Below are 22,144 nucleotides of genomic sequence, written 5' to 3' on the forward strand. Positions count from 1 at the left end.
TACGTTGACCGCCACCGAGCCCGCGCCCCCCGCGCAGGTGCCGCTGCACCGCCTGCACTTCGACGAACCGGGGCCGCCCCGTCCGGCCGAACTGCCAGGCGGTGCCCCCGCCTGGCTGGTCAGCCGCTACGCCGACGTCCGGCAGGTGCTCTCCGATCCGAGGTTCGGCCGGGCCCTGCTGTACGCCCCCGACGCACCGGCCCTCTCCGACGTACCCGACCTCGTGAACAGCCCCGACCTGATGTTCAACCAGGACGGCCCCGACCACCTGCGGCTGCGCCGCACACTGCGCCGCGCGTTCACCCCGCGGGCCGTCGCCCGCTGGCGGCCGTGGATCGCGGCGATCGTGGAGGATCTCCTCGATCCGCTGGAGGCCCTGCCGCAACCGGCCGACGTGATCGCGCAGTTCGCCCTCCCGCTGCCGGTTGCGGTGATCAGCCGGCTGATGGGGCTCGACGCACCGGTCCGGGACAGGATGCGCTACTGGAGCGAGCACGCCTTCTCCGACGGCACCCACGACCGTGAGCAGGTGGTCTGCGCACTGAAGGAGTTCAGCGCGTTCGGGGCGGACCTCCTCGCCGAGCGGCGGCGGGTTCCCGGCGACGACCTGGTCAGCGGGCTGGTCGCGGCCGCAGACCAGGAAGGGGGCATCCCCGAGGCCCACTTGGTCAGCCTCGTGTGCGGGCTGGTCGTCGGCGGCCACGACAGCACCCTGACGATGCTGGGCAACGCACTCCTCTACCTCCTGGGCGAACGTCGAGAGACGTGGCCCCGCCTCGGAGCCGATGAGGAGACGGCCGGACGCGTCGCGGACCGGCTCATTCACCTCGTCCCGCTGGGCGACGACCGGGGCAGCACCCGGCACGCCGCCACGGACGTCGAGGTCGGCGGGGTGACGATCCCGGCCGGCGCGATCGTGCTCGCCGACTGCGGCATGGCCAACCGCGACCCGGCGGTCTTCCCGCCCGCCACCTTCCACGACCTGTTCGCCCCGCTGGAGGCCCCCACGCTCTCCTTCGGCGCGGGCCCCCACTACTGCCTCGGCGCCTGGCTCGCCCGTACGGAACTCCAGCTGGCCCTGCACCGGCTGGCCGCCCGCTTCCCCGGTCTGCGCCTGGCGGCACCCATGGACACGGTCTCCTGGCGGGTCGGCACGACCTCCCGCAGCCCCCAGCGGCTCGCCGTCAACTGGTAGGCGCGGCCACAGGCGGCCCGGGCGGCCGGCAGTAGAGGACGAAGTACTCGGTGGCCGGTCAGCCGTCCGGTAGCCGAAGCCGCAATACCGTGAGGGTGATGCGGCCCGCTCGCAGGGCCCCCGGACCGTCCAGGGGCTTCACGTCAGCCCTTCTCGCACGTGATGACCGAGGCATGCGGGCAGTCCAGACAGGGGCGCCAGAACTCCTCCCCGTACCGGGCCAGCCCCTCGTCGGACACGTGCGGGGCGGGCCAGGTGATCGCGTCGAAGCCCGACTCACGCAGTGCTCTTTCCAGGGTTGCGCGAGTCCAGTAGCGGGCGGTGATCTGTTCGTCGTAGCGGCCGAAGCACAGCTCCAGCGTCACGCGTGACCCGTCCGCCCGCGGCTCGGCGTCGGAGAGCCGCAGCCCGTAGCATTCGTAGTACGGGCGCTCCCCGTGGTAGTCGGGGTTGAGGGGAAGCGTCACGAACCGCCCCCTGGGCCGCAGTGCGGAAGCGGCGAGGGAACACAGGCCGAGCAACGCCGGGTAGTCCTCGGCGTACGGCAGGACATACACGCCCAGCGCGCGGCCGAAGGCGCCGGGCTCGACGTCGGGCGACGTGGTGGTGTAGTCGATGCCGAGGCGTTCAGCGGCTTCCCGCCGCCGGGCGACAGCGATCATGCCGTCGGAGATGTCGTATCCGACCACACGGGCTGCGCCCCGGTGTTTCATCTCCCGGCTGTAGAGCCCCGTACCACAGCCGATGTCGGCCACCCGCTCACCTCTGAGAGGACCCAGCTCCCTGAGCACACTCGGTTTCTCCAGATGGGCGCGCCACGGCAGGCGGAACATCTCCTCATACATGTCCCCGTACGCGTCGAACCGGCTCGTGGGTGCCATCAGGTGCCCTCCTTCGCTGCCCTCTTCAAGCCAGCCAAGCCGCATGGACGCCCACAGGGAACCGGCTGGAGTGCGGCCATGCGTGAACGCGTTGAACATGTGCGCGGTCCGCCGGCCGCCCACGGAGTGCGGATGGCCGAACGGGGCACGACCTCGAAGGCCGAGCTCGTGAGCGAGACAACGCATGGTCGCGGTCGGGGCTGCTTCGGTGATTCCGAGGACGTGCGGTTGGACAGGACAAAGCTGTCGCCGGTCGACGTAAGGGGACGACGAGACCTCGTCGTCCCCTGAGCAGCTCGGGCAGTTCAGTCATCGCGGCTCTCCGGCGAGTCGTCGTTCCTGGTTGCCTCCCGTGTCTCCTCGGCCTGGTCCAGGGGCGGGAACCAGGCGTCGAGCGAGGCGATGCCGTGCCTCTGGTAGTCGTCCGCCGCACGCTGGAGATGGCCTGCGGCCACTGCTGCGGGCACGGGGCCGGTCCACATGGCCAGCCGGGCAACGGCTTCGAGCAGTTTCTCGCGTTCAACTCCCAGGTGGAGCAGTGTGCGGGCGAACATGCCGGCAGGGCCGAAGCAGTGCGGCGCGTACAGCACACACATGCCGATCAGGTAGTTCTCCTCGATGCTGAGCATCCTTGTGTCGGCCTCTGTCCGGTGACAACGATGCAGACTCTCGCGCAGGCCGGGGTGCTCGACCTGTTCCAGGAACCGGCTGTGCCGCAAGCCCGCATCGGGGCCGAAGAGCGCGTCGAGGTAGGCCTCGGACGCGGCAAGGGGGTCGTCCGGCATCGTGGCGGGCCTTTCGGTGGAAGGCTGGGGGCTCAGCGGGGCTGCTGGAGGGGCAGGAGGAGGGTTTCGCCAACGACGACATGCTCCGGCCGGGTGACCAGCCAGTGGATGGTGTCGGCCACGTCGTCGGGGTGCAGCCAGTGCGGCACGTGCTCGGCCAGTCGTGTCCGGGTGCTCTCGAACCCGGGCACTTTGTGGTGGATGGGGGTGTCGACCAGTCCGAGGTCCACGAGGGAGACCTTCGTACGGGTGGAGCTCAGCTCGATGCGCAGCGATTCGGTGAGGTTCTCCAGCGCGGACTTGCTCAGTGCGTAGGGGCCGTATCGGCCACCGTCAGGCCGTAGAGGAAACCGGCGCAGGCACAGCAGAGGTCGAAGGCGACGGCCCTGCGCACCCCCAACCGCGTTGCCAACTGAGGTGCCAGTTCCGGGATGTAGCGGCGGTGGGTCCAGTTGGCGAGATTGATCAGGTCGATGTCCGACGCCGGTGTACCGGCCCGGCGCAGCGCCGTTTCGGCCGCTCGCGCGGCCATGTCCGGCACACTGCCGCCCTCGGCGGCCCAGTGCCGCTGAGTCACTCCGATGCGCTGGGACTGAGCCTCGGTCAGGGGAGTGTCCAGCGGGGGAAGCATGTCGTCGGTGAGCGGTGAGCGGTGAGCGGTGAGCGGTGGGCCGGGCAGATGGCTGCTGAAGCCGGTGATGGAAACCTGGGTCATGGCCTCGTCGACCTCCGGTCGGTGGGGTGAGGAGCTGTGCCGAGAAGTGGTGCCGATGCGGTGGGAGTGCCGGCGCTCTCCTTCCGGAAGGCTCGAAGGAGTTGCAGTTCCAGCACCGTGGGTGCCGGTCCGGGAGTGTCCGACGAGCGGCGGGGGAGTGGTCGCCAGCCGCAGCGCCGGTATGAGAGCGGGGCGGCCGGATCGACGTCGTGCACGGTCCAGCCGGTGGGGCCTGCCGTGCCGTCGGGCGCCGTGCCGTCGGTCGCCGGGTACTGGGTCGCCGGGTGCTGGGGAGGCGAGGGGGTTACGGACGAAGGTGGCGGTGTCCGTCACGACATGGGTCACATGGAATCCGGGCGTGGTCACGTAGTCCACGCGCGGCACCATCCGCTGCGGTGTGCAGCGGGTGAGCACGATGACTTCGTCGGCCGCCGAGCCGATGTCGTGGGCGCCACCGGATCCCACCAGGAGGCGTCCGTCGGCTGTCCGCGTGCTGTTGATGTCACCGCAGGGTGCGATCTGGCCGGCGCCGATGACTCCCAGACAGCGGTTGTCCGCACCACAGGTGAGAGTGGAGAGTACGTCCTCGATGCCCGTCAGGCGGCGGGATCCGGCGACGGCTTCGAGGCTGAGCGGGAAAGAGCTGCTTGCCGGGCCGCAGTCGATGTCGTACATCCCCGTTTCGACCATGACCGGCACCTCGGAATCGCGGTTGCTCAGCAGCGTGCGGGCCAGCCGGGCAGCATCGTAGGAGTGGCCGATTCCGGCCAGAATGACGCGGTACTGCCGACGTTCGACCCGGTCGGCGATGACCCTGGCCGCACGGATGATCATCAGTTCCGTGGGTGAGGGAGGGGCCGCACTCGCCGTCGCAGGCCGGCGGGGAGCGCGCCCGGGCGCGACGGTGGTAGGGGAACGGAGTGCTGCCAGGCGCTCGGACCCGACGGCCGCCCGGTATCCGTTCGGACCGTCGGCAGCGAGGATGCGGTCGAGGAACGGCCGCATACGGGCGGGGTGCTGTGCCGCTTCGCGCCACAGCAGATAGTGCTCGACATCGTCCCGGTACCGCGTGGCAGGCATACCCGTAGGTACGTACAGAGGTTGGGGATGTGCTCCGTAGGGCTCCGGACAGACGACCAGGACCCGGTGCGGTGGCAGCAGGAACGCATGGGGCATCGCAGCGAGCTCGGCGGGCTCCACCACACGCTCGACCGTGACCACGGCGCCCCGGACCGCTGCCGCGGCTCCCCAGTGCCCCTCGCCGTACGGTGCGAAGAGGGCGACGCGGCCGGTCGGGTCACCGAGCGGGGCATGCAGAAAGGTGAGGTCCGGGCGCAGGGTGGTGAGCAGCCCGACGCACCGCCGCGGATCGGTGGGGACGGCCGGGTCGGGGACGGATTGCAGGCGGCCCGCGGCAGCGAGTTCCGCAATGAGGGTCGTGTCCGGCGGTGCGGGGACGACGGCATAGGGGAGGCCCATGGCGCCCGCCCGAAGGGCCTCGACGAACCCCCGCAGTGACCAGTGCTGAAGCTCGGCGCCCTCCGCGGCCAGCCGGGAGTACTGCTCGTTCGGCCGTGGCTGGGGATAGTTGTCCCCGAAGAAGCACGACAGATAGCGGCGGCCGAGCCCCAGCAGGGCGAGCAGATGCGCGGTGGAATGGAATCCTGTGGTGCTCAGCACCAGGGCGGGCCGTGAGCCCTGGTAATGGCGTGCTACCTGGCGGACCGCGGCATTGGAGCGGCTGGGGGTGGACGCGAAGTGCAGATGGTCCCCGGGCGAGGTGAAGGCGGCGACCGCCTCCGCCAGTGGCATGACTTTCACGGAGACTCCTTCCGGTGCTGGGCTGCACGGGTGGACGGGCAGCCGTGGCTCAGTAGCGGTACAGGGCGGCGCCACCGTTGATGCCGGCTCCAGCGGCGGGGGACAGGACCAGATCGCCTCTGCTGACGACCTTGCGTTCGATCTCGTCCGCGAGGCAGGCGGGGATGCTCGCGCTCCCGGAGAAGCCGGTGGTTCCACCCCGCCACAGCACCTTTTCGGTGGGCCACCGCAACTCCTCGGCCAGCCTCCGGACGCCGTCGTAATGCCCCTGGATGGGCAGCAGCCAGTCGACGTCGTCCGGGGCGAGGCCATTGCGGTGAAGCAGTTTCCGGGCGCTGGAAGCCATGGCTCCGAGGGTGGCCCGGCCGGCCGCGGCTCCTCGCATGATGAGCGACGTGCCGTTGTCACCGAAGGCGATGAGGTCGAGTCCCGTAGGGTCTGTGTGCCCGGTGTGGTCCAGCAGGCCGTTCACCGGCCCGCCTCTCGGTCCGCGCTCTCCGCGGCGCAGCACCATGGCGCCCGCGGCATCGCCGAGGATGAAGCAGAATGCCGAGCGGTTGCTCTCCGCCACGGCCAGTCGGCTGGTCTGCTCGACACACACGATGAGTCCGGCCCGGTGATTGGGGTCGTGCAGCAGTCCGTCCATCACCTGGAGGGCCCTGACAAAACCCGCGCATGCGGCGGACTTGAGGTCCACTCCGACGCAGTCCGTACGACGCAGGGCGTCGCGGATGACGAGGGAGGAGAGATCCCCGTTCCCCGGACGCCCGGCCTCGGGAGGATTCCAGTACGGCGCGGTGGTCGACGACACGGCGAGAACGACATCGATCTCCTCCCGCAGCTCCGGTGCCGCCCCGAGCGCACGCTCCACAGCGGTCCTGGCGAGCGTCCAGGTGTTCTCACCGGGACCGCACCAGTAGCGGCTCTCCATGCGCGTGCTGTGCACCAGGGCGGCGCGGTCGGCGGGCAGCGGGAAACGGCAGCGTTCGAAGAAGTCGCCGTTGCCGACACGCACCTGGGGGTACGCATGCCCGGTGGAGGCGATCTCCAGTGAATGATCCTTGCCCTGACGGGCGTTCACTCCATGGGGTCCGATTATTCGAGCCATGTCAGTCCCTCGGTTCATGTGAGTCCCTCGGTTCCGCATGAGTGCCTCGGATCATGGGTGCGCCTGGGTGCAACCGGCGAACATCAGAGCGGAGTTGTGCCCGCCCAGGCCGAATGACAGGCACACCCCGTTGCGTTGGGCGGAAGAGAGCGGATCGCTGCTGCCGAAGGAGATGTCGGAATGCTCCGTTGATCCGTCCACGGCGTTCAACGAGCGGATCAACCGCCCGTGATGCAGCATCAGAACGGCTGCGGCCGCGTTGACCGCACCGGCCGCTCCCGGCGTGTGGCCGTACACCGGCTTGGTGGAGATCAGCGGCACCCTGCCGGAGCGGTGCCCGAACACCGAACGCGTGAGGCGGGTCTCGGACGCGTCGCTGGCGGCCACACCATTTCCGTGACCGACGACGAATCCGATTTCGTCACTCGATGTGCCCGACTCTTCCAGCAGCTGCCGGACCACACGAGCAGGCCGGACCGCGGACGGATCCACGTGCGTGGGATGCCGGCCCGTGCCCCCGTTGGATCTTGCCGGTGCCGGTGGCCGGAAGTGAGTCGAAGACGATGACGCGGCGGGGGCACTTGTAGGAGGCGAGGCCGGTGTGGCAGAAGCCGATGAGCTCGTCCGCACGGATGGTGTGGTCCGGGGCTGCCACCACACAGGCCACCGGCCGGTCCAGACCGTCCCCGTCCGGAACTGCCACGACCGCCGCCCGGAGGACCGAGGGATGCTGGAGCAGGCGGTCCTCGACCTCGGTGGGAGATACCCAGATCCCGCTGCTCTTGATCATGTAGTCGGCTCGGCCGAGACAGGTGTAATAGCCGTCCTCGTCCCGGGTGAAGAGGTCTCCGGTGGCCATCCATTCGCCCTGGAAGACCGTCCGGCTGATCTCGGAGCACGACCAGTAGCCGGTGGCGGCCGAGGGTGTGTTCACCTGCAGCACGCCTGCCTGGCCGGTGCTCGTCGGTTTTCCGTCCTCGGCGAGGACGCGCAGCCGACAGCCGGGGACGGGGGTGCCCACCGTTCCCCGCCGTACGGCGCCGGGCCGGTTGGACAGATAGATGTGCAGTGCTTCGGTGGATCCCAGACCGTCGATCAACTCCACGCCGAAACGCTCCTGGAACCGTTCGTGCAGTGCGGAGGGCAGCGGTTCACCTGCCGAGACCGCGATCCGAACGGACGCGAACAGGTCGTCGGGCACGTCCTTGGCGCGCAGCAGGGCGGCGTAGGCCGTGGGGACGCCGAAGAACACGCTCGGGTCGTCGTCCCGCAGTCGCCGGGCGATGCTCGTCGGCTTGGCCCTGTCGGGGGTGAGGATGACTGCCGCACCGGCCGCCAGCGGGAGGACGCAGGAGTTGCCGAGGCCGTAGGCGAAGAAGAGCTTGGCCACCGAGAAGCAGCGGTCCTCCGGCCTGATGCCGAGGACCTGCTGCCCGTACGCCTCCGCAGTATGACGAAGACTCCCGTGCCGGTGCATCGCGGCTTTGGGAGTACCGGTGGTGCCCGATGTGTGGAGCCACAGGGCGGGCGAGTCCTCGGTGGTGCGGTCGGGGGAACCGTCGGCGGGCGAGCTCGAGGCTCCGGCGGCCAGAAGGTGCTCCCAGCGCAGCCGGGCCACGCCTCCGGGAGGCTGGACCGGAGCGTCGTTCAGCACGACGACGGCGGTGAGGTCGGACGACGGCGGAACATGGGCCAGGGCCTGCTGTGCGGTCCGGGCGAATTGTGGGCCTACGAGAAGGTAGTGGGCCCTGGAATCGCGGAGCGTTACCGCGACTTCGGCGGCAGTGCTCATGGTGGACACCGGCACAGCGATGGCTCCGACACGCATGACCGACAGCAGGGCGGTGAGCAGATCAGGTCCGTCGGCGGCCAGGAGTACGACGCGTTCCTCCGGCCGTAGATCCGCGGCGCGCCATCCGGCGGCCGAATCAGTCACACGGCGGACGAGTTCGGTGTAACTGACCGGACCGTACGGGCCGACGACAGCAGGCCGTTCGCCGTGACCCCGCTCGGTCTGACGGTCCACCAGGTATGCGGAGGCGTTGAACAGTTCGTGGCTCATACCTCCTCGCCGACGGAGAGGCGGTTGTGCGGGGTGTGCGTGACCGCGGGGGTGGTTTCCATGGTGCGGTCCTCCTCACGTGGGTGCCGCCGGACATGCTGGAGAACGTGGTGCGGAGGGTGGTCAGGTGCGTCCTCGGCACAGCCGCAGGAGCTCCAGCGCAATGCGGGTTCCCGATGGCCCGAGCCGGCTGTGGAAGCGCTCCACGACCTCCCTCTCACGGGCGAGACTGGTGCCGGGAATGGACCCTTCCACGCTCGACAGCCGGATGCCGCGTGAGACATGACTTCGCGCGGCGAGCAGTCCGATGAGATCGTCGTCCAGGGCGTCGATGAGAGAGCGCTGCCGGGCGATCTGCGCAGTCGCTCTGCGCGCGACGCGGGGCGGCCGACCCGCGCTCGGCTTCTCACGCGTACGCCGCTGAGCCCAGTCGTCGAGCCGTCCGAGCAACCGCTCGATGTCCTCCTCGGTGTTGAAGCTGTGGCAGGAGACACGCACCCCGCCCACCCCGGAGATGTAGCGGACTCCCACGGCAATGTCCTGGGTGAGGAGATAACGCGTCACGGCGACGTCCGGCGGCCCTTGTCCCACGCTGAACGTCACGATGCCCGATCGCTGGGGCCGGTCCCGAGGGGAGACGACATGTATGCCCCGGCGGTCAAGGCCCTCGATGAGCTGATCGGTGAGATGGCCGATGCATTCGGCGATTCGGTGCTGCCCGAGTTCCAGGACGAGCGAGAGGCTGGCGGACAGCCCCATGGCGCCGGCGTAGTTCGCCGTGCCTCCGATCTCCCACGCGCGGGCCTCACCCGTGAACTCGCATTCCTGAATCGGTGCCAGTTCAGGATGAAGAAAGGATTCTCCCCAGGTGCGAGCAGGCGGCCGGGCTGCGAAGAACCCGGCGATGGGCCGCCGCATCCTGGCGCGGGCCTTGGGCGAGAGATAGAGAATCCCCGTGCCGAACGGTGAGTTGAGCCACTTGTGACCGCCACGGGCGAGCACGTCGACGGGGGTCTCCCTGACATTCAGCGGCAGAGCTCCCAGATGCTGTGCGGCATCGATGACCAGCCAGATGTTCCGGGCCCGGCACAGCTCCGAAAGTCTTGGGCGATCTCGGCAAGCTGCTCTTCGAGGGGGCGGCCGGGGGTGTCGGCCCATTCGCTCGCCCGGTGCGGCTGGCCGCCGCTCAGGACCAAGCGGAGGCGTTCGGACGGGGTGTAGTCGAAGCGGGGGATTCTGATCCAGGAGTGCTTCCGGGCTTCGGCGAGTTCCTTCTCGGTCGAGACATGCTCGGTCCGGTCCTGTTCTTGCTGGACGACGAACCCCACCGTGAGCCCTTGCGCGGTGATGGTGAAGTGGGGAGACGCATTGCGGCGGTGGTGACACGGGGGTGCAGAGCCGGGCCGTCCCACCGAGCAGGCGTGTCGTTCGGACTCGGTGGCGGTGATCAGTGCCTGGATGAGCCGTAGGGCACGTGCTTGGACGGGCTTGGTCAGGCCCAGCGATCGGGGTTCGTTTTGTATGGCCCGGACCACGCTGTGCGGCCGAGTGAGTCGGGAGGGGACAGGGACAGGGGCGAGGACGGCTAGGCGCCAGGCCGGGGTGTCGACGAGCTTGATCTCGTATCCGTCACGGCACCAGCCTCCGTGCAGCTCCTTTGTCTTCGGGAGCCTTGTCGATCTGCGAGCGGCCGCGATCCGGGACGGCCAGTTCACAGAGTCCCGGCCGGTGGTGGTCCTGACGATCCGGCCACCGGCGTCCGCGAGCTCCTGCAGCAGCTGTTCCGTGAACGTCACGCGATTCTGTTGGGGAGGGCTTGGCTTTCGCGCGATGGCCGGAGCGTCCTGTGTCCGGGGTGACGGCCGTTGTGGAGCGGTGGCCTGAGTCATGCGCGGGCGCGATCCCGGGGGAGGGTACGTGCCGTGGGCGAGGTAGTGCTGGCCTGCACTCGTCAGGACGACGCTCCACTGCCCGCCTTTCCGGGAGACCGTGACCAGGCCCCGGTTCTGCAGTGCCTGGCAGGTGGTCTTGTAGGAGCTTGTCTCCCACACGTCCTCAGTACATCCCGCTCCCACCCACTGCAGCACCGAGAGCTGGCCCTCATTGACCGGCCGTTTCAAGGGCACCACCTTTGATCCTGGGCTTTCATTGACGGTGCGGATGCTGTCAGCGGTAGCGGAAAGGGGTGGGCTGTTCGGGCTGCATTCGCTCGAAGGAGCGACCGATGCCGGCTCATCCGCAAAGACAAAGACGCTCCCTTCGCCGCAGAACACCATCGCGTTTCTACCCTGCGCCAGGCCCCGACTCTCGCTAGCTTTGGCTTCTACGATGTGCCTCGACAGACAGGGAGCCCGAGGATGCCCTCACCACCGCATTCGGCGAGAGGTGACATCGGCCGACGTGTCGCCACGCGTCGCAAGCAGCTCGGCCTGTCCAGACAGGATGTGGCGCTGCGCGCAGCTGCCGCCCCCGGCTACATCGAATACGTGGAGGAGCACTCGTCGGCGGCCCCGGGTATCGGCTTTCTGCTTCGGCTGGCGAACGCCCTCGAAACATCCGTCGAGGAGCTGACGGGCGCGACCGAGGAATTGCCTGCGGGGCTTGCAAGAGCGGCCCGGCAGGCCCAAATGGTGGAACTCGACGAATCGGAGTCCTGGACCCTGCTCGGCGATCACGGTGTGGGGAGGGTTGCACTCGCCGAAGGGGACGGGCCGGTCGTGCTGCCCCTGAACTACCAGGTTCTGGACGGTGAGGTCATGTTCAGCACTGCCGAGCACTCCCCGCTCGCCGCCGCCGACGGCACAGAGATCGCGTTCGAGGCCGATCACATCGACGACGCCTTCAGCAGAGGGTGGAGCGTGCTGCTCGTCGGGCCCGTCCGTGCTGTGGCGGAGGAGGAAGCGTCCCGCCGACTCAGAGAGGCTGCGTACTCGGCCCCGTGGGCGGGGGGAGGGCGCCGGCACGTCATGGTGCTCTCGCCGCGACGCATCACAGGGCGCAGGATCGTCGTGCCTGGTGCACCGGGCGACGGCGGCTGATTTCGGGGTACACCGAAGCTCGGCTCCGGCCCTGTCCGATGTGCTCACTCGTGCGGGACGACGGCGACCGGCGTGTCGCTGTGATGGATCGCGGCCTGCGCGACGTGGCCGAGGTGAGAGCCTGCGGGGCCGCCCCGGCTGCGCCGTCCGACCACCAGGAGGGCGGCACCCCGGGAAGCATGGATCAGTTCAGCCGCCGCCGGGCCGGTGACCGCCTTCTCCGTCACCGTGACTTCGGGGAACCTGGACCGCCAGGGCCGGATCATGTCTGCCAGCCCTTCGGTGACACGCTGTCCCAGTTCGACGCCGATGCCCGGGTCCATGATCGCCGCATGTCCGTACGCGGCCGGCAGGGACCAGCTGTGTACGGCCCTGAGATCCTTGCCCGTGCGGGAGGCTTCGCCGAATGCGAAGGCGATGAGCGGGTCGCACGGATGACGGATGTCGAGCCCGAGAAGAATGTCCGAGTCCGCAGGGCCGACCGTCTCGGTCGACGATTGAGGCCCTGTGGCGCCTTCTGCTCGTACGAGGATCACCGGTTGGCGCGAGGTGGCGACCACCGGGAGGGAGATCGAGCCGACGAGGAAGCCAGCGACTCTGCCGAGTGCTCGTGACCCCAGCACCATCACCTCGGCGTCGTTCGCGGCGCTCGTGAGTTCATCGGCCGCTCGACCGTGCTTCGCAACAGTCGTTACCTCAAGGCCGGGATGGCTACTGCGGACCCGGTCGGCGGCGTCGCGCAGCAGGTTCTCGGTGCGGTCAGCCTCCGCCTGGGCAAAGTCCCGCGGTGTCTCAGGGCTGATCGGCGCCTCTTCCACATGCAGAAGGAGGAGTGGAACGTTCCGTTGCCCGGCCTCCTGAGCAGCCCATCGCGCTGCCGCAGCACTTTCGGGCGAGCCGTCCACTCCGACGGTGACGTGACGAGTCATGACAGGGCCTCCTCGGACCAGGTTCCGGATGGGGAACCACGTATGTGCCGGGTGCGGAACCAGGTATCCAGCCTCGCTGGGCGCTTTCGGTAGCGGGAGGGCCGACAGGTCTCGATCGGGGCCAAAGGGCCCCTCCTCGTTTGCCGCCGCTCGGTGCGACGGTGGTCGAGTAGCCGTGGGCCACTCCCGAGGAGGAGCCATGACCAGCGACTTTCCGGCTTCCCCGGAACTCGGGGCCGTTGTCGTCGGCATAGACGCATCCCCGCAAGCACGGGCGGCTGCCCTGTGGGCGGCCGCGGAAGCCGACCGTCGCGGGAAACCGCTGCACATCGTCCACGCCACCGACACCGACCGGCGCGCCATCCTCTCGTCAGCCGACACCATCCAGGCGCTGCGCGAGACGGCACGCGACCTGCTGGCCGGCACGGCAGATGCCGTGGGTGAGCGGTTCCCCGGACTGACGGTGACGAAGGAGCTCAGCCGGCAGGAGCCGGTGGCCGGCCTGTACGCGGCTGCCGGGTCTCGGGGAACGATCGTTGTGGGGAGCAGAGGGCTGGGCGGGTTCGGTGCCTTGATGCTCGGTTCCGTAGGTCTGGGCGTGGCCGCGCGGACGAAGGTGCCGGTGATCGTCGTACGAGGCGAACTGGACTGGGCCGAGACGCGTGAGGTCACTGCGGCCGTGTTCGGCGCGTCCGATCTCGACTGGCTGACGGTCGCGGCCGCCGAGGCACAGGTCCGTAAAGCGTCACTGCGTCTGTTGAGTGTGTGCAACGTGCTGGCTCATGTCGGCAGCGTCACCACCATGCTCGACGACATCGGCGGGATCGCCGAGCAGAGAGTGCACGAGGTGTCCGCCATGGCCGACCGCGTCCGGGCGCGCTGCCCCGGCCTCACGGTCACCCATCACGTCGAGACGGGAACAAGCGTCCCCGGTGTCCTCGTCGAGGCGACGGCCCGTACCGACCTGCTGGTCATGGGCAACAGGCATCGAGTGTTCCGGTCGGGACCGGCGCTGGGGCGCGTCAGCCATGCGCTGCTCCATCACGGTCAGTGTCCCATCGAAATCATTCCCCCCGACTTCGCGGTGGCGGGCGATGAACCGTGACGGCGCCTGTCGCGCACGACGCTCCACGCTCTCCGGACGTATCGCCACTGTCGGGGCGGGGGCGCCGCACCAGGGTGGCCACATCTCCGACGAAAGGAGCACGTGATGACACGTGCGAAGGCTGAACATAGGCGCAGCTTCCTCCCTGATCTCGCGGACTGGTTCGGCAGCGAGTTTCCCGGACTTCCCGGCTGGCGTCCCGGGTCCGCCGCTCACTCCATCCCGATCGAGGTGTCGCACCAGGAGGGCGAGTACGTCCTGCGCGCTCAACTGCCGGGCATGGAACCGGAATCGGATATACGTGTCACGATCGACGACAACCTCATCACCGTGCACGCGGACCATGCCGAGTCGCAGGAGGACAAGGAGCACTCCGAGTTCCGTTACGGATCCTTCCGGCGGACGGTGCGTCTGCCCGGCACGATCCGTCCTGACAAGGTCGATGCCTCATATACGGACGGTGTCCTCACTGTTCGCGCCGCGCTGTTGGACCGGTCGGAGGAGAGCGAGTGCCAATCCTGCAGGATCTCTTCGGTACGGCCGCTCTCCCCCTGGACGTCGTAGTTCTTATTGCGGCCTTTCCCGTTCTTGTCTGGGGCACGGACGAACTCCGACGCGCGCGGCGTCGCAGTCATCGATGATCGCGTCAGGGGGATTCGGCAGCGGTGAGTTCGCACCGCACGTCCACGATGCCCTCGACACCTTGTGCCAGCCGGGCGGCCACCGGTATCAGAGTCCTGTCGTGTACCTCGCCGGATAGGGTCACGACCCCGTCAGTGACGTCTACCCGCACGTGTGCCGACGGCAGGGGGAAGAGACGTTCGACGACCTGATGCCGAATGTCGTCGGCGAGTTCGGCATCCGGCCTGAGGAACACCTTCAGCAGGTCGGACCTGCTCACGATGCCTGCCAACGTGCCCATGTCGACGACAGGGAGACGTTTGACGTGATGGGTGGCCATGAGGCGTGCGGCCTGCGGCAGAAGCGCGCCCGGGGAGACGGTGACGGCCGGACTTGTCATCAGGTCTCTGGCATACAGGGAGCCGGCCTTTCCCGTGTCCCCCAGGCGGCGCATCTGTTCGATGAGACCGGGGCCCCGCTCGTGAAATTCCTCCTTGGGAAGCAGGTCCGCTTCCGAGACCACCCCGATGACATGATGCTCTTCTTCGAGAACGGGAAGGGCGGTGACCTTCCACCGGGCCATGGCTTCGACGATCTCCTTGAATCCGGCTCCTGGTGCAACTGCCACGACCTTCTTCGTCATGACGTCGGCGACGTTGTAAGGGCGTGTGCTCATGGTTCTGTCCTCAGCGGAGTTGACGGTGGGGCGGACGATGAACCGGGGACGGTGGTTGTGCGTCATCGGATCAGCACCGCCTCGCCGGAGCGCGGGACGACGGCCGTCCAGCCCAGCTCGTGGTCGATGCGGGCCCGCAACACCTGAGATGACGTCTCCTCGCCGTGAACCAGATAAGTGGTGTGCGGTGGTGGAGCGTTGCGCATCCAGTCGAGAATCTGGCCGGCATCGGCGTGCGCGGAGAAGTGCGGCACGTCGGCCACCTCGGCGCGCACCGGAACGTATTCGCCGAACATCTTGAGGGCGCGGGCACCCTCCAGCAGGTCTCTGGCACGGGTTCCGGCGGCGGCGAAGCCCACGATGACCACGCTGTTGCGGCGATCGGGCAGCAGCCGGTGCAGATGGTGCAGGATGCGGCCGCCCGTTGCCATACCTGCCGAGGAGACGATGACGCACGGGCCCCGGGACCTGTTGATGGCGATGGACTCCTGCACCGTCCGGGCGGCCAGGAAGGGTTCCGGGCTCAGCGCGTTCGGCCCTCGGTCGAGGACCTCGGGCCGCAGCTCGGAAGACCGGTTGCGCAGTGCGTCCCGGTACACGTCCAGGGCAGCGAGAGCCATGGGGCTGTCGACGTAGATCGGCACGGATCCCGGCAGCACTCCGGTGTCTCGGAGCCCGGCCAGTTCGTGCAGGACGACTTCGGTGCGGTCGATCGCGAAGGCGGGAATCACGACGCTGCCTCCCCGGGACACAGTGCGCCCAATGACCGAGGCGAAGCGGGACCGGCCGATCTCCTGGTCATGGCGGCGGTCGCCGTAGGTGGACTCCACCAGCAGCACGTCGGCACCCGAGAACGGCTCCGGAGGCAGGAGCAGGGGATGGCCCGGGCGGCCGAGGTCGCCGGAGACGGCAAGACTGTGCCCGTCCTCCAAAGTGAGGTGCGCCCACGTGGCGCCGAGGATGTGACCTGCGCGGTGCAGGGTCACGCGGGTGCCGGCCTCGATCTCGGTCTCGCTGCCGACAGGAATGGGATCGAAGTACGACAGGGTCTTCTCCACGTCGGTGTCGTCGTACAACGGCTCTGCCGGGTGGTGCTTGGACCAGCCGTCCTCGTTCGCGTGCTGGGCGGCTTCCATCTGGAGGCGGGCGCTGTCACGCAGGACGATCTCTGCGAGCCGGGCGCTGTCGGCACTCATCAGAATCGGTCCCCGGAATCCCTGTCGGACCAGTCGGGGCAGATAGCCGCAGTGGTCCAGGTGCGCATGGGTGACGACCACGGCGTGGACGTCGCGCGCGTCACGGGCGAGCTTCCCCCAGTTGCGGCGTCTCAGGTCTGCGAAACCCTGGAAGAGGCCGCAGTCGACGAGTATCCGGGAGCGGTCGCTCTCGACCAGGAACTTGCTTCCGGTCACGGTTGCCACGCCGCCCAGGAAGGTGAGCAGTGCGGGTCGGGGGCCGGTTCGGACGGGCCGAGGAGTTGCTTGGGACATGGGCACCCCTTGACGTGAGTGGGCACTTCCACCATGGCACCGGGTGAAAGATGCCGGATGGGCCCGCCAGGGACCCTTCTGGGGCCGACCGGCCCATGCAGTTCCGCGGGGCGCGGGGTGAAGCTGGCTGTGACCTCGTGGACGAGAGACAGGAAGCAGGCCACGTCATGAAGGCACTCCTCTTCTGCGGCCCCGGCCACATCGAGTGGGGGGACGCGCCGGACCCGAGACTCGAGGACGCCGCCGACGCGATCGTCCGAGTCGACGCCGCGACGATCTGCGGGACGGATCTGCACATCATCAAGGGCGATGTGCCCGAGGTGGAACCCGGGCGCGTGCTCGGCCACGAAGCGGTGGGCACCGTAGTGGAGACGGGGCGCGACGTCCGCGAGGTCCGTCCCGGTGACCGCGTCCTGATCTCCTGCATCTCCGCCTGCGGGCGGTGCCGATTCTGCCGCGAGAGCAGGTACGGCCAATGCCGAGGCGGCGGCGGCTGGGTCCTCGGGCACACCATCGACGGCACACAGGCGGAGTACGTCCGGGTGCCCTTCGCCGATCTCTCCGTCCACCCGCTTCCCAGCGCCGTCGACAGTTTCGACGCCGTGCTCCTGGCCGACATCTTCCCGACCGCGTACGAGGTGGGCATTCTGAACGGCGCGGTACGACCGGGCGACACCGTTGTGGTGGTCGGCGCGGGACCCATCGGTCTGGCGGCCGCCGTCACCGCTCGCCTATACTCTCCCGAACGGGTCGTCGCCGTGGACTTGACCGAGCCCCGACTGGCTGCTGCTCGCTCCCTGGGCGCGGAGGCGACAGCACGTGCCGACGAGCGTCCGGAACAGCTCGTCGCAGACCTGACAGGCGGCCTGGGGGCCGATGTCGTCATCGAAGCCGTCGGAGTTCCAGAATCGTTCGAGATGTGCACCCGCATGGTCCGGCCGGGCGGCCACGTCGCGAACATAGGCGTCCACGGCAAGCCGGCTGTCCTGCACCTCGAAGACCTCTGGATCAAGGACATCACCATCTCCACCGGCCTTGTGGACACCTCGTCCACCTCCATGCTGCTGCGCCTGCTGGCAGCCAGGAGGCTGCTGGCGGCAGAGCTGATCACCCACCGGTTCGAGCTGGGGCAGATGGAGGAGGCGTATGCCGTGTTCGCGCGCGCGGCGGACACCGGAGCACTCAAGGTGGCGCTGGGCGGACCGCAGCACAACACTGTCAGTGTTCGCGCCCCGGCCGGCCGATGACCATCGTGCGTGGTGCCTCGCACGTACGCGGGATCGTCTTCGACACGGACGGTGTGCTGCTTGACTCCGCCTCCATGCATGCTGCGGCGTGGAAGGAGGCTTTCGACGGCTGTCTGGAGGCGCTGGCGTCCGAAGGGAGGAGGCAGGCACCCTTCGATGCGGACGGGGAGTACCGGCGGCTCGTGGACGGAAAGCCGCGGTTCGACGGGGCCCGCGCGTTCCTGGAGACCCGCGGTCTCGCACTGCCCTCCGGAAACGCGGACGACCCACCCGGCTGCGCGAGTGTGTGGGCGGTTGCCGCACGCAAGGAGCGGGCCTTCACACAAATACTGCGAACCCGGGCAGTCCCGTCATTCACGGACGTCACACCGGCACTCGGCGCGCTGCGGGCGGGGGGCACGAGGTGCGCGGCCGTATCCGCATCCAGGCATGCCGGAGAGCTCCTGGAATCAGCCGGCATCCACGGACTCTTCGACGCAGTCGTCGACGGCGGGGAGGCGGCACGACTGGGCCTCGCAGGCAAACCGGACCCGGCCCTGTTCCTGGAAGCGGCATCCCGCCTGCGTGTGCGCCCCCGGCACGCCGGGGTGGTGGAAGACGCGGTCGCCGGCGTGGAGGCAGGACGACGCGGAGGGTTCGGCCTCGTCGTCGGCGTGGACCGCACGTCAGACCGCCGACAGGCAGCGGCGCTGACCGATGGCGGCGCCGACCTGGTCGTCCGGGAACTGACCGAACTCATCGGGCCCCCACCGGGAGTAGCCCCATGACAGCTGCCTGGACCTGGAACTACAGCGTGTACGACCCGACGGCGGTGCACGTCGTCGAGACGCTGTGCACGCTCGGCAACGGAAGGTTCGCCACGCGTGGCTCCGCACCGGAGTGCCGGGCGGACACCGTCCACTATCCCGGGACCTATCTGGCGGGATGCTACGACCGCCTCACCTCGGTGGTGGCCGGCCGACGGGTCGAGAACGAGGACATGGTCAACCTGCCGAACTGGACGCTGCTGCGCTACCGCTGCCTGCCCGAGGGGGGGCCGCCCGGCACGTGGCTGACCCCCGACTCCGAGGATCTGCGACGGTACAGCGTCAGTCTCGACCTCCGTGCCGGGATACTCACCCACCGTCTGCTCTTCCGGGATGCCGAAGGCCGCGGTCTGCGCGTCACCCATCACCGGATCGTCCACATGGGTACCCCGCAGCTCGCCGCGCAGCGCAGCCTGTTCCGCGCGTACGGCTGGAGCGGCACCCTCGAAATCGAATCGGTCCTTGACGGTGACGTCACCAACGCCGGTGTGGAGCGCTACCGCGAACTCGACGGACGTCACCTGCGGGCCCATAGCGCCGGGTCGGAACCCGGCGCAATCGCCTGGCTCACCTGCCGCGCAGCCGCATCAGGTGTCCGGTTCGCTCTGGCCGCCCGCACAAGGACCGTTCCTGCCGTACCGGTCGTGGACGACCACACCGAGACCGCCGCCGTGCAGCGCTGTGTGCTTCCGATGTCTTCCGGCGGGTCCGCCCTGGTCACGAAATCCGTCGCACTGCACACCTCGCGCGATCGGCCGGCCGACGATCCCCTGGCAGCAGCCGTGGACGACGCCGCGCACGCGCCCCACTTCTCCGCCCTCCTGGCCGCACACCGCTCCTCCTGGCAGCGCCTGTGGCACGAGGCGGAGCTGCATGTCCCCGGAGACGCGGGACACATCCTGCGCCTGCACGTCTTCCACGTGCTGCAGACGCTGTCCTCCCACTCCGCGGAACTGGACGTGGGCGTGCCGGCCAGAGGGCTTCACGGGGAGGCGTACCGGGGGCATGTCTTCTGGGACGAAGTTTTCGTGCTGCCCTACGTGACCATGCACTTTCCCGAGGTCGCCCGCGCCCTGCTCATGTACCGCCACCGCCGGCTGCCCGCGGCTCGGGCCGCGGCGAGGCAAGCCGGAGGCAGCGGCGCCATGTATCCGTGGCAGAGCGCCGGTTCGGGGCGGGAGGAGACGCAGTCGCTGCACCTCAACCCCCGGTCCGGCCGCTGGCTGCCCGACCACTCGCACCTCCAACGGCATGTGGGCTCGGCGGTCGCGCTCAACGTCTGGCGATACGCGCAGGCCACGGGAGACCGCGGGTTCCTGCACTCCGCCGGTGCGGAGATCCTGCTGGAGGTCGGCCGGTACTGGGCGGGCGCAGTCACCTTCGACGCTGTACGACGGCGTTACCGGCTGCGGGGAGTCGTCGGACCCGACGAGTACCACGATGCCTACCCGGAAGCCGAGATCCCTGGGATAGACGACAACGCCTACACCAACGTGACCGCGGCCTGGGTACTGGCCCGTGGCCTCGACCTGCTCGACGAACTGCCCCAGGCACGGCGCCGGGAACTGATGGAGCAGCTCTCCCTGGACGAAACGGAGCGGGAGCGCTGGGACGACATCTCCCGCCGCATGTATGTGCCCTTCCACCAAGGCGTGGTCAGCCAGTTCGAGGACTACGACCGGCTCGAGGAACTGAACTGGGCTCGGTACAGCCGTCGCTACGGGGACATCCGCAGACTCGACCGGATCCTGGAGGCGGAGGGTGACTCGGTCAACCGGTACAAGGCGTCCAAGCAGGCCGACACGCTCATGCTCGGCTACCTCTTCCGGCCCACCGATCTCGCCGGACTGTTCACCCGGCTCGGGTACCGGCTCGATGACGAGGCATGGCGGAAGACCGTCGCTTACTACGCGCAGCGCACGAGTCACGGCTCGACTCTTAGCAGTCTTGTCCACGGCTGGGTTCTCGCTCGCCAGAAGGGGCCGAAAGCGTGGAGCTATGTGGAAGAGGCACTGCTCAGCGACGTGGCGGACATCCAGGGCGGAACCACCGGCGAAGGCATCCACCTGGGTGCCATGGCGGGCACGCTGGACATGGTCCAGCGTGGGATCACCGGGCTGGCCGCCGGGTCGGAGGGGCTCCACGTGGATCCCGTCGCCCTGGCCGCAATCCCCCGGTTCTCGTTCACGCTGTGTTTCCACGGCCATCGTGGCATCCGGATCCGCATGATGCCCGGCCGGATCGGCATCAGCGTTCCCGCCTCGCCACTGGGCCCGCTCGTCGTGTTGCTGGCGGAGGGACGACGGGTCACGGTGCCTGCCGGGGGAGAGAGATGGTTCCGGCTGCCTCGCCACTGACCGGAAGAGCACATGCCAAATACGGTCACCTGCTGTCCTGAACAAATGGTCACCTGATGGTGAGGACCTCGTTGACCGGCCTGCGCGGAGTGGCCGCTCCCGTGGGACCGTAGCCGAGCCTGAGCAGCATATGGACGAAGCCGGTGGCGGAGCTGGGATCGCGTGCGAAGGACCGGAGTTCGGGCCATTCGAGCGGCTGTGACATCAGCGAGGTCGCGAGTCCGTCCAGGGTGGCCTGCAGAAGCACGCGCTGCAGGGCCTGGCCTGCCCTCAGCCAGTCCACGGGCCTGTCCTTGACTGTGCCGAGCAGCGCTATTTGCGGTTGCTTCTCGAAGGCTGCCTCGACGCGGTCCCGCCCGGTGTGCAGGGTGTCGAAGTCACGTACGGGGGCGCTCACGCCGAACTGCCTCGGGCCGAAGGCATCACTGGGGATCCCTTCGGTGCTCGGCCCTTCGCCGGCCCTGCCGGTGCGGGTCCAGGCGGCGATCTCCTCGCGCATCGAGGTACTGGCCGACTCGAAGAGCTCCGAGTCATGGACGAGTTCCATGACGGTTTCCGTGTGCCAGGTTCCTGGGACGGTGAGTGTGCAGCCTTCCAGTTGAGCCGCTGCGGAGAGTCCGTCGAGTATCGCCGTCGGAATCTGCTCGTCGGAGAAGGGGAAGCGGCTGGTGTGACGCTGTCGTACGGCGGGATACAGCGCCGACAACTCCCTTTCCGGGGAGTCGGCCTCCTGGAGCACCACATCGGCCAGATGCCAGGAATCCGACGAGTGGGGGAGCAGATCCGGGCGGGCAGTCCAGCCGCGATGGGCCGCAGCAACACGAAGATTGAACAGTGCGGCGCCGCACCCCAGGTGCAGGCCACGATTGTCCGGGTCACCGACCGGCATGGTCCGGACCGGATCGCCGTACACGGCGAGGATCCCGGTACCGGTGGAGAGGACGAATTTCCAGGGCTGGGAGTTGTGCATGGAGGGCGCCGTCACGGCATCCTCGACCAGCGATGTCACCACTGCCGCATCATCGTCAGCCATCGTCATGAGGGGTCCTGTCTCTGCATGTGATCATCGGCGTCACGTGATCGGCGCCTCAGTGCGACGTCCGGAACTGCTCTCAACCACAGTTTCCGACTGGAATGACTGGCACGGGAGGGGCCGAACGGGTCTTGGCCCGGGCCGACCGGGCCGCTCCGCACTGCTTTCCGGTCTGGACCGCCGCCGCGATGGGACCTTTGGGCCCCTTCTTGCCCCTGAGGACCCCTGACCGGCGCGGCCTGTGATGACAGTCTCAAGGTAAGTCCGTGCCCCGA

At 68.7% G+C, this 22,144-nt stretch carries 20 protein-coding genes; 7 read left to right on the plus strand and 13 right to left on the minus strand.

Going from position 1 to position 22,144, the window contains the following annotated elements:
- Positions 1 to 4 precede the first annotated feature (4 nt).
- Positions 5 to 1,195 carry a cytochrome P450 gene (locus ACZ4LX_RS02935; RefSeq protein ID WP_467637659.1) on the plus strand — a complete coding sequence of 397 codons (1,191 nt, stop codon included), beginning with the start codon at positions 5 to 7 and terminating at the stop codon, positions 1,193 to 1,195.
- Positions 1,196 to 1,338: 143 nt separating this feature from the next.
- On the opposite strand, the gene ACZ4LX_RS02940 is transcribed toward ACZ4LX_RS02935, so the two are convergent.
- The 9 genes from ACZ4LX_RS02940 to ACZ4LX_RS02980 form a co-directional block, all read right to left on the minus strand.
- On the minus strand, positions 1,339 to 2,076 hold the full coding sequence (locus ACZ4LX_RS02940; RefSeq protein ID WP_467637662.1) for a class I SAM-dependent methyltransferase: 738 nt from the start codon (positions 2,074 to 2,076) through the stop codon (positions 1,339 to 1,341).
- Positions 2,077 to 2,381: 305 nt separating this feature from the next.
- A complete protein-coding gene (locus tag ACZ4LX_RS02945) occupies positions 2,382 to 2,861 on the minus strand; it encodes a hypothetical protein (protein WP_467637665.1) in 480 nt (159 codons plus the stop codon).
- Positions 2,862 to 2,893: 32 nt separating this feature from the next.
- Complete coding sequence (locus ACZ4LX_RS02950; protein WP_467637843.1) at positions 2,894 to 3,229, minus strand: SDR family oxidoreductase; 336 nt, start codon at positions 3,227 to 3,229, stop codon at positions 2,894 to 2,896.
- A complete protein-coding gene (locus ACZ4LX_RS02955) occupies positions 3,166 to 5,388 on the minus strand; it encodes a CoA-transferase (RefSeq protein WP_467637846.1) in 2,223 nt (740 codons plus the stop codon). The genes ACZ4LX_RS02950 and ACZ4LX_RS02955 overlap by 64 nt, the downstream gene beginning before the upstream one ends.
- Before the next feature lie 58 nt (positions 5,389 to 5,446).
- Positions 5,447 to 6,505: a 3-oxoacyl-ACP synthase III family protein gene (locus ACZ4LX_RS02960; RefSeq protein WP_467721050.1), complete on the minus strand. Its 1,059-nt coding sequence runs from the start codon at positions 6,503 to 6,505 to the stop codon at positions 5,447 to 5,449.
- 51 nt (positions 6,506 to 6,556) lie between these two features.
- Positions 6,557 to 6,967, minus strand: coding sequence for a hypothetical protein (locus tag ACZ4LX_RS02965; RefSeq protein WP_467721053.1), 411 nt, complete (start codon positions 6,965 to 6,967; stop codon positions 6,557 to 6,559).
- Complete coding sequence (locus ACZ4LX_RS02970; RefSeq protein WP_467637674.1) at positions 6,927 to 8,567, minus strand: benzoate-CoA ligase family protein; 1,641 nt, start codon at positions 8,565 to 8,567, stop codon at positions 6,927 to 6,929. Before ACZ4LX_RS02970 ends, ACZ4LX_RS02965 begins: the two co-directional genes overlap by 41 nt.
- A gap of 123 nt (positions 8,568 to 8,690) precedes the next feature.
- Positions 8,691 to 9,659 carry an aminotransferase class V-fold PLP-dependent enzyme gene (locus ACZ4LX_RS02975; protein ID WP_467637849.1) on the minus strand — a complete coding sequence of 323 codons (969 nt, stop codon included), beginning with the start codon at positions 9,657 to 9,659 and terminating at the stop codon, positions 8,691 to 8,693.
- On the minus strand, positions 9,593 to 10,363 hold the full coding sequence (locus ACZ4LX_RS02980) for a hypothetical protein (RefSeq protein WP_467637677.1): 771 nt from the start codon (positions 10,361 to 10,363) through the stop codon (positions 9,593 to 9,595). The genes ACZ4LX_RS02975 and ACZ4LX_RS02980 overlap by 67 nt, the downstream gene beginning before the upstream one ends.
- 561 nt (positions 10,364 to 10,924) lie before the next feature.
- Between ACZ4LX_RS02980 and ACZ4LX_RS02985 the strand changes: the two genes are divergently transcribed.
- A complete protein-coding gene (locus ACZ4LX_RS02985) occupies positions 10,925 to 11,605 on the plus strand; it encodes a helix-turn-helix domain-containing protein (protein WP_467637680.1) in 681 nt (226 codons plus the stop codon).
- A 44-nt stretch (positions 11,606 to 11,649) separates the two neighbouring features.
- On the opposite strand, the gene ACZ4LX_RS02990 is transcribed toward ACZ4LX_RS02985, so the two are convergent.
- Positions 11,650 to 12,534, minus strand: coding sequence for a universal stress protein (locus ACZ4LX_RS02990; protein WP_467637683.1), 885 nt, complete (start codon positions 12,532 to 12,534; stop codon positions 11,650 to 11,652).
- Positions 12,535 to 12,733: 199 nt separating this feature from the next.
- Between ACZ4LX_RS02990 and ACZ4LX_RS02995 the strand changes: the two genes are divergently transcribed.
- Together ACZ4LX_RS02995 and ACZ4LX_RS03000 are read left to right on the plus strand one after the other, a co-directional pair.
- Positions 12,734 to 13,639 carry a universal stress protein gene (locus tag ACZ4LX_RS02995; RefSeq protein ID WP_467637686.1) on the plus strand — a complete coding sequence of 302 codons (906 nt, stop codon included), beginning with the start codon at positions 12,734 to 12,736 and terminating at the stop codon, positions 13,637 to 13,639.
- 105 nt (positions 13,640 to 13,744) lie between these two features.
- Entirely contained in the window at positions 13,745 to 14,203 is a 459-nt protein-coding gene (locus ACZ4LX_RS03000) for an Hsp20/alpha crystallin family protein (protein WP_467637689.1), read from the plus strand.
- A gap of 82 nt (positions 14,204 to 14,285) precedes the next feature.
- Here the strand turns inward: ACZ4LX_RS03000 and ACZ4LX_RS03005 are convergent, their stop codons facing one another.
- Positions 14,286 to 14,903, minus strand: a complete 618-nt coding sequence (locus tag ACZ4LX_RS03005; protein WP_467637692.1) for a CBS domain-containing protein — start codon at positions 14,901 to 14,903, stop codon at positions 14,286 to 14,288.
- A 95-nt stretch (positions 14,904 to 14,998) separates the two neighbouring features.
- A complete protein-coding gene (locus ACZ4LX_RS03010; protein WP_467637695.1) occupies positions 14,999 to 16,426 on the minus strand; it encodes an MBL fold metallo-hydrolase RNA specificity domain-containing protein in 1,428 nt (475 codons plus the stop codon).
- Between the two features lie 167 nt (positions 16,427 to 16,593).
- On the opposite strand from ACZ4LX_RS03010, the gene ACZ4LX_RS03015 reads away from it, so the two are divergent.
- From ACZ4LX_RS03015 to ACZ4LX_RS03025, 3 genes are read left to right on the plus strand one after another with little or no spacing between them, the layout of a single operon-like run.
- Positions 16,594 to 17,673 carry an alcohol dehydrogenase catalytic domain-containing protein gene (locus tag ACZ4LX_RS03015; protein ID WP_467637698.1) on the plus strand — a complete coding sequence of 360 codons (1,080 nt, stop codon included), beginning with the start codon at positions 16,594 to 16,596 and terminating at the stop codon, positions 17,671 to 17,673.
- Positions 17,670 to 18,440, plus strand: a complete 771-nt coding sequence (locus ACZ4LX_RS03020) for an HAD family hydrolase (RefSeq protein ID WP_467637701.1) — start codon at positions 17,670 to 17,672, stop codon at positions 18,438 to 18,440. Before ACZ4LX_RS03015 ends, ACZ4LX_RS03020 begins: the two co-directional genes overlap by 4 nt.
- Complete coding sequence (locus ACZ4LX_RS03025) at positions 18,437 to 20,836, plus strand: glycoside hydrolase family 65 protein (protein WP_467637704.1); 2,400 nt, start codon at positions 18,437 to 18,439, stop codon at positions 20,834 to 20,836. Before ACZ4LX_RS03020 ends, ACZ4LX_RS03025 begins: the two co-directional genes overlap by 4 nt.
- Before the next feature lie 49 nt (positions 20,837 to 20,885).
- On the opposite strand, the gene ACZ4LX_RS03030 is transcribed toward ACZ4LX_RS03025, so the two are convergent.
- Entirely contained in the window at positions 20,886 to 21,869 is a 984-nt protein-coding gene (locus ACZ4LX_RS03030) for an Acg family FMN-binding oxidoreductase (protein WP_467637707.1), read from the minus strand.
- Positions 21,870 to 22,144: the final 275 nt, after the last annotated feature.

The organism is Streptomyces sp. NPDC026062 (assembly GCF_055568375.1).